11 protein-coding genes and 1 pseudogene are annotated in these 12,832 nt (G+C 38.2%); all 12 read left to right on the plus strand.

The window, feature by feature from the left end; translation table 11 throughout:
• Positions 1-84: 84 nt before the first annotated feature.
• A pseudogene (locus H6G86_RS30720) lies at positions 85-519 on the plus strand (NAD-dependent epimerase/dehydratase family protein); the annotation flags it as partial.
• A 203-nt stretch (positions 520-722) separates the two neighbouring features.
• Positions 723-1,373, plus strand: a complete 651-nt coding sequence (locus H6G86_RS30725; RefSeq protein WP_242065048.1) for a sugar transferase — start codon at positions 723-725, stop codon at positions 1,371-1,373.
• 141 nt (positions 1,374-1,514) lie between these two features.
• On the plus strand, positions 1,515-2,720 hold the full coding sequence (locus tag H6G86_RS30730) for a glycosyltransferase (RefSeq protein ID WP_190937489.1): 1,206 nt from the start codon (positions 1,515-1,517) through the stop codon (positions 2,718-2,720).
• Positions 2,721-2,747: 27 nt separating this feature from the next.
• Positions 2,748-4,007, plus strand: a complete 1,260-nt coding sequence (locus H6G86_RS30735) for a glycosyltransferase family 4 protein (RefSeq protein WP_190937490.1) — start codon at positions 2,748-2,750, stop codon at positions 4,005-4,007.
• A gap of 94 nt (positions 4,008-4,101) precedes the next feature.
• Positions 4,102-6,240: a GumC family protein gene (locus H6G86_RS30740; protein ID WP_190937491.1), complete on the plus strand. Its 2,139-nt coding sequence runs from the start codon at positions 4,102-4,104 to the stop codon at positions 6,238-6,240.
• Between the two features lie 2 nt (positions 6,241-6,242).
• Positions 6,243-7,691 carry an O-antigen ligase family protein gene (locus H6G86_RS30745; protein WP_190937492.1) on the plus strand — a complete coding sequence of 483 codons (1,449 nt, stop codon included), beginning with the start codon at positions 6,243-6,245 and terminating at the stop codon, positions 7,689-7,691.
• A 78-nt stretch (positions 7,692-7,769) separates the two neighbouring features.
• Positions 7,770-8,354 carry a serine acetyltransferase gene (locus tag H6G86_RS30750; RefSeq protein WP_190937493.1) on the plus strand — a complete coding sequence of 195 codons (585 nt, stop codon included), beginning with the start codon at positions 7,770-7,772 and terminating at the stop codon, positions 8,352-8,354.
• A 15-nt stretch (positions 8,355-8,369) separates the two neighbouring features.
• Positions 8,370-8,510 (plus strand): hypothetical protein, encoded by a 141-nt coding sequence (locus H6G86_RS30755; RefSeq protein ID WP_190937494.1) that lies wholly within the window; start codon positions 8,370-8,372, stop codon positions 8,508-8,510.
• Positions 8,476-9,495 (plus strand): phytanoyl-CoA dioxygenase family protein, encoded by a 1,020-nt coding sequence (locus H6G86_RS30760; protein ID WP_190937495.1) that lies wholly within the window; start codon positions 8,476-8,478, stop codon positions 9,493-9,495. The genes H6G86_RS30755 and H6G86_RS30760 overlap by 35 nt, the downstream gene beginning before the upstream one ends.
• Positions 9,496-9,679: 184 nt before the next feature.
• Positions 9,680-10,489, plus strand: a complete 810-nt coding sequence (locus H6G86_RS30765; protein WP_520449530.1) for an ABC transporter permease — start codon at positions 9,680-9,682, stop codon at positions 10,487-10,489.
• Between the two features lie 2 nt (positions 10,490-10,491).
• Positions 10,492-11,781 (plus strand): ABC transporter ATP-binding protein, encoded by a 1,290-nt coding sequence (locus H6G86_RS30770; RefSeq protein ID WP_190937496.1) that lies wholly within the window; start codon positions 10,492-10,494, stop codon positions 11,779-11,781.
• 136 nt (positions 11,782-11,917) lie between these two features.
• Positions 11,918-12,706: a class I SAM-dependent methyltransferase gene (locus tag H6G86_RS30775; protein ID WP_190937497.1), complete on the plus strand. Its 789-nt coding sequence runs from the start codon at positions 11,918-11,920 to the stop codon at positions 12,704-12,706.
• Positions 12,707-12,832 lie beyond the last annotated feature (126 nt).

Here is a 12,832-nt window from a genome sequence, read left to right on the forward strand (position 1 = left end):
CAGAGAAGGGAAAATATAGTACACAGCGTATAAGATTTAACTCCAATTCTTCTGCTTAATTTTTTGTTACATACTTATAAATTTTTCCCACGGCTTACTTACTTCTCAGTTTATGGGCCTAGACAACGTCCAGATATGGCTTTTCATAAATTTTTTAAATCAATACTTGAATCACAACCGATAACTATATATGGAGATGGTCAACAAACGCGAGACTTCACATTCATAAATGATATAGTTACAGCCAATATAGCAGCCGCTAAAATGCCCGAAGCTGTTGGTGAAGTTTTCAATATTGGTGGCGGTAGTAGAGTCAGTCTGTTAGAGGTTATCAGTACTATAGAAGAAATTATAGGAAGTAATATTAATATCAACCACATTGAAACATCAATGGGAGATGCGCGTCACACTTTATCGGACATAGCTAAAGCTCAAAAACTTTTAAACTACAAACCACAAACTTCTTTAATCGATGGATTAGCTAAAGAGTGGATTTGGACGAAATCTCTATATTCCTAAGCTATTTCCTGAGTCAGGCTGATTGAACTGAGAAACAGTGTTAAAAAGACGTGTATCAATTTACAGCTTTTATTCTCTCTGTAATTAAGTTAGTTCCACTAATGTAATACATTCGATGACAGTGTCTTCAAAACTATCACCGCCTCTTAAATCGTGCAGTCATGTCTAATTTTCATACTTTAAACTCTATTGATCTAGCAGTTATGAATATTGTTTATACTGCTCATTTTGCCAAGCTACCAGTTCATACTTCTGTAAGAAGCAAAGCAAAACGGATGATTGATATCTTAGGTGCTATAGTAGGATTAATTATTACAGCAATCGTAGCGATTCCTGTTGCTATAGTTACTCAACTTGATAGCCCTGGTCCCATCTTCTACAGTCAAATTCGCTGTGGTTTGAACGGACGCTATTTCCGGATATGGAAATTTCGCTCTATGATTGTTGGATCTGACCAATTTAAACATCTAGTCATCAACGAAGCCAAAAGTAATCATATTTTCAAAAGTGAAAATGACCTTCGTATTACTCGTGTAGGTAAGTTTCTGCGTCGCACTAGCTTAGACGAACTACCCCAATTTTGGAATGTATTACTAGGAGAAATGAGTTTAGTTGGCACTCGCCCTCCGACTCCCGATGAAGTCATGTGCTACTCAAACCATCACTGGGAAAGGTTAAATGTCAAACCAGGTATTACTGGCGAATGGCAGACCAGTGGACGTTCTAGTATCAAAGACTTTGAGGATATTGTGAGTATGGATCTAGACTATCAACGAAAATGGTCTATTACCTACGATATTTGTTTGATGCTAAAAACCCTAAAAGTTGTGTTAGATAAGAGCGGCGCTTGCTAATAACGGAAGTTGTTAGTTTGTACAAGTAAGTGTGCGGAGCTCTTCATCGCTGTTGTCCTTTGATGTGCCCTTGCTCATGAATGTGACGTTTTACACTCCTATCACTCCTATTAATTATCCCCTCCTGAATCCTTTCCCTAAATGTATAAACCTGTCCTAACGATTTTTTACCAATTTAATCCTTGGCATACTACTATTGGTGGCATTCAAACGCTAGTTAGCTTGTTTATTAAGTATGCACCTAGTGAATTTGATCTGCGGCTTGTAGGAACAGGAAATGATAGGTGCCAACCGACTCTGAAGTGGCAAGAAGCAGAACTTGCTGGTAGAGAAATTAGTTTTCTGCCTTTGTTTACTTTAGAAAATGATAATGTTCGGGGTCTGATACCAACCACGGTTAAGTATACAAATGCACTTTTAGGGCATTGCTTTGCTTCAGACTTTATGCATTTTCATAGGTTGGAGCCAACTTTAGCTGCATTGAATTGGCAGGGGGAGAAAACCCTGTTTATTCACACTGATATTAATGCACAGATGCAAAAAAAAGCGATTCTGTGGCGAAGATTTCCGGCTGCATATTTTGCCTTGGAAAGTTTGTTAATTCGTCAGTTTAACCAGATTTTATCGTGTAATAGTAACTCTGCTAAATTCTATAGCCAACGTTATCCTACTTTGAGCGATCGCATTTCTTACATCAAAAATTCATTTGACAATGAAATTTTCTATCCGTTGAGTCATCAAGAAAGGGAAGCAAAAAGACGCGAACTAGCTTTGAGATTAGGCTTGGTTCCCGAAACACGTTTTATTCTTTTTGCTGGTCGCTTGCATCCAGACAAAGATCCACTTTTGTTAGTACGTACATTCGCGGCTTTAAATGAATCCCATACTCATCTACTCATAGCTGGAGATGGAGAGTTAGCCACGAAAATTCGTGCTGAAATTGGTCGTCTCAGTTTAACTGAACGAGTGACAATGCTGGGAGCAGTGAATCAAACAGAACTATCAAAGTTACATCGTATCTGCAATGTCTTTGTCCTTACTAGTGCCTACGAAGGGTTACCATTGGTAGTTCTAGAAGCACTTGCTAGTGGGACTCCAGTAGTCACAACTCGAACTGGTGAAACCCCAAAATTACTGACGGATGATAGTGGAGTAGTTTGTTCTCAACGTACTCCAGAATCCATAGCAGAGAGTATACGCCAAGTACTACTACATCCAGAAGATTATCCAAGTGTTTCTTGTGTGCAAACTGCACGTCCCTATGCTGCCTGCACTGTGATTAAAGATATCTACAGAGAAATGCTAAATCGCTGGGAATTGCAAACCTTTTCAGCAGTGAGTTCGTAAGTAGAACTAATTTTTGGGAAAAAATTCATGAAAATTGCTGTAATTGGTACCAAAGGTCTACCACCTAAACAGGGAGGCATTGAACATTATTGTGCAGAAATGTATCCCCGGATGGTAGCGCAGGGTCATAGTGTTGATTTATTCGCCCGCTCTTCATACACTGATTGTCCTTGGTTTGATAATTATGGCTTTCAGGGTGTCCGAGTCATCTCCTTGCCTAGTTTCGATTTTAGAGGGATAGACGCTTTTATTAGCTCTGCCTTAGCAGCGATCGCTGCTTCTGGAACTCAGTATGATATTATTCATTTTCATGCTCTTGGTCCATCTCTATTTACCTGCCTATCGAGACTTACCACCAAGAAGGCAAAAATTGTTGTTACCTGTCAGGGGTTAGACTGGCAACGTGCCAAGTGGGGTAATTTTTCTAGTCGCTTGATTCTTGCGGGAGAAAAGGCGGCAGTGCGGTTCGCCCACGGACTAATAGTAGTCTCAAAAGATTTGCAATCCTATTTTTTGCAAACCTATGGTAGGCAGACAGTCTACATCCCTAACGCTCCAGCTAACTATGCTGAGTCAGACCCTAATTTTTCCTATGGCACCTCTCTCAAATTAATGCAGGGACGCTATATTCTATTTTTGGGCAGACTTGTACCAGAAAAGCGTCCGGACTTACTCATTGAAGCTTTCTGTAAACTCAAACCACCAGGATGGAAACTTGTTCTGGCTGGTGGCATCAGCGATACTAAGCCCTATGTCTCCAAGCTATTAAATACTGTTGCCGAGAATCCAGAGATCGTATTTGCAGGCGAACTGCAAGGAAAACGCTTAGCAGAGATTGTTCGGGGAGCCGGATTATTTGTCCTACCTTCTGATGTGGAGGGACTACCTTTAGCAATGTTGGAGGCGATGCGGGAAGGGATCTCGGTAATCGCAAGTGATATTCCACCCCATCAACAGTTGTTAAATGAGCAGCGTGGCATACTCTTCCAAGCAGGAAACCTAGACTCTTGTATTAGTTGCCTGGACTGGGCCGTGAATCATCCCCAGAAATTAGCAATAATGGCTAGTAATGCCCAAAAGTATGTAGAACTCAACTATAGTTGGGAACAGATTACTGCTGAGAATTTGAAATTATATAGAACACTGTTGAACTCGTCTGCAACTATCAAGATATCCGAACCTCATTCCATGAGAATAGCTGGAGTTGACTCAATCCAGCAAACTTCAAGCGCAGTTGTTGTGAAGAAAGCTGTAATTTCCGAGCAAATCACAGTCTCAGAAAAATAAATCTAGATATATGCACAAAAAAAATCAGTTTTAATTCCAGGAGGCATCAGCCTGTTGTTTCTTACAGAGTACTTGAGGTGGAGAAAGCTCGCTAATGAGAAAAGACATTTCATCTTTACTGAAGGTTTTGAAACGGCGTAGTCTCCCTGCAACAGCTACATTTGTTTCAGTAATTGGTGGGTCAGTTATTTACTTGGCTGTGACTCCACGATTGTATGAAACATCAGGGCGGCTAATACTAGACGAAAAACAAGTGAGCGTTTCCCAATTAGGTCGCGAGCTTAGCCAAGTGCCTCTAACTACACCAGGAGGTTCTAACCCACTAGCTACTCAAGCAGAATTAATCAAGTCGCAACAGGTTCTGCAAAAAGTGATCGCTAAAATTGACTCTCCAAAAAAAATAACAACCGCCAAAGTTAGTGAGAATTTGAAAGTCAAAATTATTCCAGCAACAAACATACTGGAACTGAGCTACCGATCACCAAATGCTATTTTAGCTGCCAAAGTTCTGAATGCTATCTCAGAAACAATGGTCAAGGAAAGTGCGGATGCAATTAGTTCAGAAGCTCATTCTGTAAGGCAATTTTTAGAAGTGGAAGTTCCCAAACAGCGATCGCTGCTGAAAAGAGCTGAAGCAGCAGAAAGTATCTACCGACAAAAAAGTGGCATTGTCTCCATTGAAGACCAAACGAGAACTCTAGTAGACAGTTTGGCAACATTGGAAAATCAACAACGGACTCTGATGCGTGAACTGCAAGAAATTCAGTCTCGCACTAGAAGCTTGGAGGGAATTACCAAAGCTGGCAATCTCAAAAATGCTTATTCAGCAGTGCGTGGTGGTGATAATGAAGAACTGAAAAAATTACGGGATAAATTGGTGGAATTGGAGGCACAGGTAGTTGAAGCACGTGTGCGTTTTACAGAGAATCATCCTACCTTACTCAACCTGATAGAACGACGGGATGACCTACGTCAGTTGTATATACAAAAACTGGCTTTGGTGTCACCCAACAATAGGGCGATCGCTCCAGAAAAAGTCGCTAAAGATCAGCTTTCCCAGAACTTAACATCTCAACTCATTACTCAAAGAATCGAGCGATCGGCTTTGGAAAATAAGCTCAAAACTGTCCAAGCTCAACGTGTCAAACTCCAGGCTAGTTTGGTAGAACTACCAATTAAACAAAAAACCCTCAATGGTCTGGTTCGCCAACGACAAGAAGCGGCAGATTCTCTCAAATTCCTACAAACCAAATTTGAAGAAGCACGAATCGCAGAGGCTCAAATAGTCAGCAATATCCGCATTATTGCTAAAGCGACAGTACCCGATTCACCCGCATCACCCAAGCAGGCAGCAGTGCTAGTAATTGCTATTTTCTTCGGTATGATTTTTGCCGTTGGGGTTGTGCTGTTATTGGAGGTGTTAGACAACACCTTGAGGGATGCGTCGCAAGCAGAGGAATTACTCAAGTTGCCATTGCTAGGAATATTGCCACGTCTCACAGCTAACACCCTAAAGCTAGATTCAGCAGAAAGCTTCTTAAATGATGTGGGTTTGGTTGAGCCGTATCGAATGCTCCTTAAGACTCTGGAATTTCGTAGTCGTGAGAACTTGCAGCTGATTGTTGTTAGTAGCGCCCTCTCTGGCGAAGGCAAATCAATTGTTGTTTCACATCTAGCTACTGTCTCTGCCATGTTGTCGCGCCGGACATTGATTATTGATGCCGACTTACATAGACCTGTACAACATCAATTGTTTAATTTAGCTGCAACCCCAGGAATTAGCGACGTGCTGGAAAACAATCAATCTCTACTGGATGTGATTCGCCCAACAGCAATTGATAATCTTTCAGTCTTAAGTTGTGGTGAACTACACCATTGTCCTCCTCAGTTACTAGAGTCTACGGCGATGAAATCTCTGATAGCAGAAGCGACAGCACATTTTGATTTGGTAATTATAGATACCCCTCCTCTGTGTGCAAGTATTGATGCTGCCACATTGACCCAGCAAAGTCACGGAATCATGTTAGTTACTCGTCCCGGCTGGACTCACAAAGAGGTTTTGCAAAAGACAGTATCAGAATTAACTGAAAATGGCATACCCATACTGGGGGGCGTGGTGAATGATATGGCTACTGAGCTTGAAAAGTATTACCGGAATTCTGTAAATAAATACCAATCAAACAGGCGTTTGACTGCTCTAGGATTGTCCAACACTTCTAGCGATGAGGTCTGAAGATGTTAACCAATCAACGTTCAAGTCGCTCTCTGGCTTTGGTAACATTGCTTGGGTTGGTAGGCGTGGGGGTTTGTATAGTTGCAGGATTCTTGGCAGGAACCAGTGCTAAGTTAGTGGGTTTAGCTATAGTTGCAGTAGGGATAGTTTTTTACTTCTTTACCAAGTTTGAGCAAGCAGTATTGGTATTATTGATATTGCGTAGCTCACTCGATGTTTTCTCAGATCTACAGATACCTGCGGTCTTTGCTATTGGGCTAGATGCTCTGACTTTGCTGTATGTAATAGTCTTGTTGTTGACGGGTCACATTGTCCGCACCGATAGATTTTGGTGGTTTTTAGCTGGCTGGGTTTTGCTACAAGGCTTATGGCTCATCCTTCTACATTTAGGAGCATTGGGGCTAGACGCTTCATATTTGCCAGCTAGTATCCGTGAGTGGGTACGTCTATTTTCTTGGGTGATGGTCTATTTACTAGTAATGCAGCTCAAGGATCGACTCCCTCCCCAAAAAGTGATTGCTAGCTTATTTTTAGCTCTCCTCTTACCAATCGCCATCGGGTTATTGCAGATATGTGTGCCTTCACTCACAGCTTCCTTGTTTTCAGGTAATGCAGGCGCTGACATTGGCTCATTGCCATCTGAAGCCCACAATCGCATTGTAGGTACTTTCGGTACAGCAAATACCTTTGCGACTTTTTTGTTACTGTTCATCAGTCTTGTGTTCTGGAAGCTGAACTGGACACAGCAACGCTGGTTTTGGTTAATGTTGTTGGGCTTACTGTGTTTTTTCTTTGTCAGTACCAAGACCCTGTTTAGCTTAATGATGATTGCGGTTTTTGTTCTAGTTTTAATTACTCCTAGATTAAATGTAGCCAAGTTAATTAGTGGAATGTTGTTGTTAGGGTTAATCATCGCCTTGTTTGCTAGTACAGAGTTTGGGCAACAACGTCTAGCCTCCATTACTCAAACACCACTACTTAATCCAGACATCGATATATCAAGGGCAATTCTATTGTCACAGGGAGACTCCAATAGCTTTAATTGGCGGCTTTCTCAATGGTATCTACTACTTAATGCTTGGAAAAATAGTCCAATTTTTGGTTATGGTTTGGGGCTGAGTATGCCAGCCGCAGGAAATGACTTTCTTCCCCACAATGATTACATCAGAGCTTTGGTAGAAGGAGGAATCATTGGTTTAGTATCTTTTTTGGCGTTGTTTGCTGCTCAGTTCACACATCTTTTGCTATTAATTCAGCAGACACCATATGGGAGTAAACAACGCAACTTGTGTTTTATTTTGTTAGCTATGCTGACATCCATACCTGTGGGAATGATTACCGAGAATATTTGGAGTCATACTACCTTCTTCTTCTACTGGTGGACTTTGCTAGCAGTTGCTGGCTGGAATTGGAATGAACAGCAAGTTAGAGAGGATATGACATTTAAATAAATAGAATATCATTCTCTTTAATTTAACTGGTCTAGTCTCTTAAAGATAATTTTTGCTGATATTATTTGGGATAAATAAATGAATAAGATAATTGATTACTTACTTCAAGATTGGCAAATTAATCAGAATACAAGCTTCAAGTCTCGTTTGGTTTTATTGATGTTTCGATTAAATAGAATAGTGATAAATTTACCAATTATTGGAAAAGAAATATCAAAAATTTATCGTTTTGTTTATCAGTTTATAGTAGAGTATATATTAGGTATTGAGTTACCTTGGGATACAAAAATCGGCTCAAACCTTAAGCTCCAACACGGTCATGCTTTGGTTGTTAATCATGAAACTGTAATTGGTGCAAATTGTACTTTGAGACATTCGACAACTATTGGTAATAAAAAACTACCAGATGATTCTATCAGTGCATCACCGCAAATAGGTAATAATGTAGATATAGGTTCAAATGTTGTAATTATTGGGCCAATAAAACTTGGTGATAATGTTGTTATTGGAGCGGGTTCTGTAGTTGTAAAAGATATTCCTCAGGGTACTGTAGTTGCAGGAAATCCAGCAAAGATTATTCGTCTGATAAACAGCGATTCGACTGACTTATCTACACGTGATTTAGAAAATAATTTTGAACTGCCTACTAACGCTTTCAATTAATCTATAACCTCATTGATGGCCTACTTTTTGAGGTTTGAAGGCTGGCGAGATGAAAACCGAGATGAAAACCGAGATGAAAACCGAGATGAAAACCGAGATGAAAACCGAGATGAAAACCGAAATGAAAACCGAAATGAAAACAAGTTATCAGACTAATAATTTTTTACGGTCTGAAAAAAAACTTCAAGAAGTGATATCAAGGTTACAGGCATACTATAGTCATACGATCGCAAATCCTCAATGGACTGTGATATCTATATTGAGTCGATTTGTATTTTTGAGAAATTTAATAAAATTATTATCTAGAACCACTGAATTAAATCACTATGATTTACATAAATCTCTTTTTCAAGAAATTGACGTAGATCGAATTGTCAATTCTTTAAATAAATATGGTTGCTATTTAGGTATAAAACTACCAAAGATTATTTCTCAAGAAATAATTATGTTTGCTATGTCTACAGATTGTTTTGGTAATTTAGATAGCAAATGCGGCTTCCTTTATTCCCAAAAAAAACAAGCAGAGAAAAAACACAAAGCCCCTTTCTCTACTGCGACATACTTCAACGTAGATATTCTTTGTCCAGCAATTAAAAAACTTAGTAACGATCCAGGTATCAAAATGATTGCGGCCAAATATATGAAAACAAAGCCGATTTTCACAGATGCCAGGCTTTGGTGGACATTTCCTGTTAACAAAAAAAATTATGATGTTAGTAAAACAGCCAGTTTCTTTCATTATGATCCGGATGACTATAGTTGCCTTAGATTTTTCTTTTACTTAACTGATGTAGATTTACAGAGTGGGCCCCACACTTGCATCCGTGGTAGCCATATAAAAAAAAAGATTACCCAAATTGTTTCTCTAACTCAACGGACAGATCGGGAAGTTCTTAGCTCTTACAACCATGAAGACGTTTTAACGATTTGTGGAGAGGCAGGTTTTGGTTTTATTGAAGATCCCTATTGTTTTCATAAAGCGACTCGCCCATTGCTTAAGGATCGTTTGATATTGCAATTAAGATTTGCTACCAGAGATTATGGCGTTCTAAAGAGTTCCATAGATCCATCTTTACTAAAAAATATCTTTGAGGATAACCATTTGATAGAAAAATCTAAAGTTATCTTATTACGAAATTGACAGACTAGATACTCAAAAAGAGGAGAAAAGATACAAAGCTAACTATGAAATACAGGAAGTTTGACAATTCGGACTTAGAAGTATCTGTCTTAAGATTATGAATAGATTGAGAACTAAACTACATCAGCAAATACAACAAGCAGAATTAAAATCAACTAGATTAGTTTACACATCTGAGAGTCGGATGCGGCATCCCTTTAAGTTGTTCAAGGAAATGGGACGAGATTTATTAGCCTCCCAAGAATTAGCTTGGCGACTTCTAGTAAGAGATATTAATGCTCAATACCGTCAATCATTTCTAGGAATTTTTTGGGCATTTATTCCGCCAATAATTACGGCAGCAGGTTTCACTTTTGCTAAAAGCAATGGTGTTATCAATATTGGTAATACAGAGTTACCGTATCCTGCCTATGTTATGTTCAGCATGACACTGTGGCAAATCTTCACAGAGGCACTAAATGGGCCACTCCAAGCAGTGAACGATGCCAAGTCAATGCTGGCAAGAATTAACTTTCCCCATGAAGCACTAATTCTTGCCAAACTAGGAGAAGTATTTTTTAACTTTGGTATCAAGCTCATATTAATTATGGGTTTATTTACCTGGTTTCATATCCCAGTTACTTGGAGCCTAATTTTAGCCCCAGTTGCATTAATTCATTTAGTCTTGTTAGGAACATTTATTGGTTTGTTGTTAGCACCGATGGGTGCTTTATACCAGGATTTTTCTAGAGGATTAACCTTGATTACTGGATTTTGGTTGTTTCTTACGCCAGTAGTTTATCCAGTTCCCAGCAATGGAGTATTTGGCAGTATTGTGAAACTAAATCCAGTTACACCTTTGTTAGTAACAACCCGAGAATTAGCAACAACAGGCTTTATATCAGACCCAGAGGGATTTTGGGTAGCGAGTGTAATTGCAATTTTAGGATTGCTATTAGCTTGGATTGTCTATCGTCTAGCGATGCCCTTTGTAATTGAGAGGATTAGTTCATAATTATGACGATTATCAATGAGCAAGAAATAGCAGCAAAGCAGCAGGGTGACGAAAGTAATATTGTCCTTTCTGTTAACGGAGTTTCTAAAAAGTTTTGTCGAGATTTAAAGCGGTCTTTGATGTATGGAGTTCAGGATATAACCTCCGAATTATTAGGGCTACGAGAAAAGAGTGATAAACTGCGAGAAAAAGAATTTTGGGCGCTAAATAACGTCAGTTTTGAATTGCGTCGAGGAGAAGCATTAGGCTTAGTTGGGAAAAATGGTAGTGGAAAATCAACACTATTGCGGATTATTGCTGGTTTAATTAAGCCAGATAGTGGTTGTGTAGAAATTAATGGTCGAGTAGCACCGTTAATTGCATTGGGAGCAGGATTTAATCCTATTTTGACAGGGCGAGAAAATATTTATGCCAATATGGCTATTTTGGGATTGTCTAAAAAGGAAATTGATGAGAGACTTGATGAAGTTATAGAGTTTGCAGAAATTGGCGATGCAATTGATGCACCTGTGCAGACTTACAGTTCTGGAATGGCAGCAAGATTAGGGTTTGCCAGTGCAATTCATACAAATCCAGATATTTTGCTGGTTGATGAAGTGCTGGCTGTGGGAGATATGAAATTTAGGACTAAGTGTTATCGCAAACTTGCAAAACTAAGAAAACAAGGAACATCTTTAATTCTTGTTTCTCATGATTCAAACACAGTTCTTGGAGTTTGTGATTCAGCTATTTATCTTTCAAACGGTAAGGTAGTAATAGCTGATAAAACTCATAAAGTAATGAGTCGATATGAAGAAGATCTGTTTGAATTTTATTCAATTGCTTCATTGGGAGCATTATTTATTCCAGAAAAAAGCGCCGATAATACTTCTGGAATAGACATTTCATATCTTTGCTTTAAGGATGAACAAGGAAACATTATAGAAATGCCTACTAGTAGCTTGAATAGTAATTTTTGTGTTGGAGTTAATGTTCATAGTAGATTTGAAAACGTTGGATTAGAAGTTTTGATACATGATACTTTTAAAGAAAATAAGCGTATTCTTCGCTTAAGTAGTTTTAGCGACAATAAATCTTTCAATCTAGTTCCTGGTCAGCATGAATTAAAAATTAAAATGCCTTATCTTTGCTTACGACCAGGGTTATACACAATGAAAGTATATGTTAGTTTATCATCATTTTTTATTTTTGATGCCGTAGAGGCGTATAAATTCAAAGTTATTGAATCAATAAATATGACTGAATGTTATTTTTACCAGCCAAGAGACTGGTTACATACCTACTCTGATTGAAATCATTTATATCAATAAAAAATATTGTAATAAATAATTGAGTCACTAAATAATACTAATTAAAGAGATATAAAGTTATCTTATCCTTCTGAGCTAGTAAAATACTTGAATTTTATGTAATGGAGATATTAAAGCAATGAATGTTTACAAGGATAAATTTTATAGAGATAGACACGAGAAAACTGTATATTCTGCACAGACAATTCTGTCAATAATTTTAGATACATTACCGACTGTTATGTCTGCTGTCGATGTTGGTTGTGGTGTTGGAACGTGGCTATCTGTTTTAAGAAATATTGGTATAGAAGAGATACAAGGAATAGATGGAAGTTGGGTTAACAAAGAGTTATTACAAATTCCTGTAGAGAATTTTATGATCCATGATTTGAACATTCCAATTAACTTCAATAAAAAGTTTGATCTAGCTATTTCACTAGAAGTTGCTGAACATTTACCTGAAGTAATCGCACAGAGTTTTGTTACATCACTAACTAAATCAGCAGATTTTGTTCTGTTTTCTGCTGCTATTCCCTATCAAGGCGGACAAAATCATGTAAATGAAAGATGGCTAGAGTATTGGAATAATTTATTTCATCAATGTGGATATATCGGACTTGATATTGTTCGGAGAAGAATCTGGAACGACAATATGATACCTGTTTGGTATCGACAAAATATTATACTTTTTGCTTTAGAGAAGCGAATTCCAGAACTCAAATTACAGTACGAAATTGCTGAACTTACTCCTGTATCGATAATCCACCCAGAAATATATAGCATCTATACATCTCAAGCCTCATCTCTAGAGTCATATATTAATTCTCTAAACTCGGTCAAAAGCTTATACAATTTATTCCTTGAAGCAATTGTAAGAAAGTTAAAATTTAAGAGGATATTTAAAAACAAAAGAGGTTCTCTTTATTAATGTTATGTGCTTAGTTAAGATATATTAAGTGGCGGAATAAGGATAAAATAGTTTCAAAAAATGGGATAATTCCATTTGCTTAAAACTTAGAAAAGCAAGTTTTAAATTTGTTTAATTGTACAGAGT

It is taken from the genome of Nostoc sp. FACHB-133 (genome assembly GCF_014698055.1).
GTDB lineage: Bacteria > Cyanobacteriota > Cyanobacteriia > Cyanobacteriales > Nostocaceae > Nostoc.

Bases quoted from the DNA above. Each gene is read 5' to 3' on its own strand.
- H6G86_RS30725 (WP_242065048.1), top strand. From the start codon at position 723: ATGAATATTGTTTATACTGCTCATTTTGCCAAGCTACCAGTTCATACT.
- H6G86_RS30730 (WP_190937489.1), top strand. From the start codon at position 1,515: ATGTATAAACCTGTCCTAACGATTTTTTACCAATTTAATCCTTGGCAT.
- H6G86_RS30735 (WP_190937490.1), top strand. From the start codon at position 2,748: ATGAAAATTGCTGTAATTGGTACCAAAGGTCTACCACCTAAACAGGGA.
- H6G86_RS30740 (WP_190937491.1), top strand. From the start codon at position 4,102: ATGAGAAAAGACATTTCATCTTTACTGAAGGTTTTGAAACGGCGTAGT.
- H6G86_RS30745 (WP_190937492.1), top strand. From the start codon at position 6,243: ATGTTAACCAATCAACGTTCAAGTCGCTCTCTGGCTTTGGTAACATTG.
- H6G86_RS30750 (WP_190937493.1), top strand. From the start codon at position 7,770: ATGAATAAGATAATTGATTACTTACTTCAAGATTGGCAAATTAATCAG.
- H6G86_RS30755 (WP_190937494.1), top strand. From the start codon at position 8,370: ATGGCCTACTTTTTGAGGTTTGAAGGCTGGCGAGATGAAAACCGAGAT.
- H6G86_RS30760 (WP_190937495.1), top strand. From the start codon at position 8,476: ATGAAAACCGAAATGAAAACAAGTTATCAGACTAATAATTTTTTACGG.
- H6G86_RS30765 (WP_520449530.1), top strand. From the start codon at position 9,680: ATGCGGCATCCCTTTAAGTTGTTCAAGGAAATGGGACGAGATTTATTA.
- H6G86_RS30770 (WP_190937496.1), top strand. From the start codon at position 10,492: ATGACGATTATCAATGAGCAAGAAATAGCAGCAAAGCAGCAGGGTGAC.
- H6G86_RS30775 (WP_190937497.1), top strand. From the start codon at position 11,918: ATGAATGTTTACAAGGATAAATTTTATAGAGATAGACACGAGAAAACT.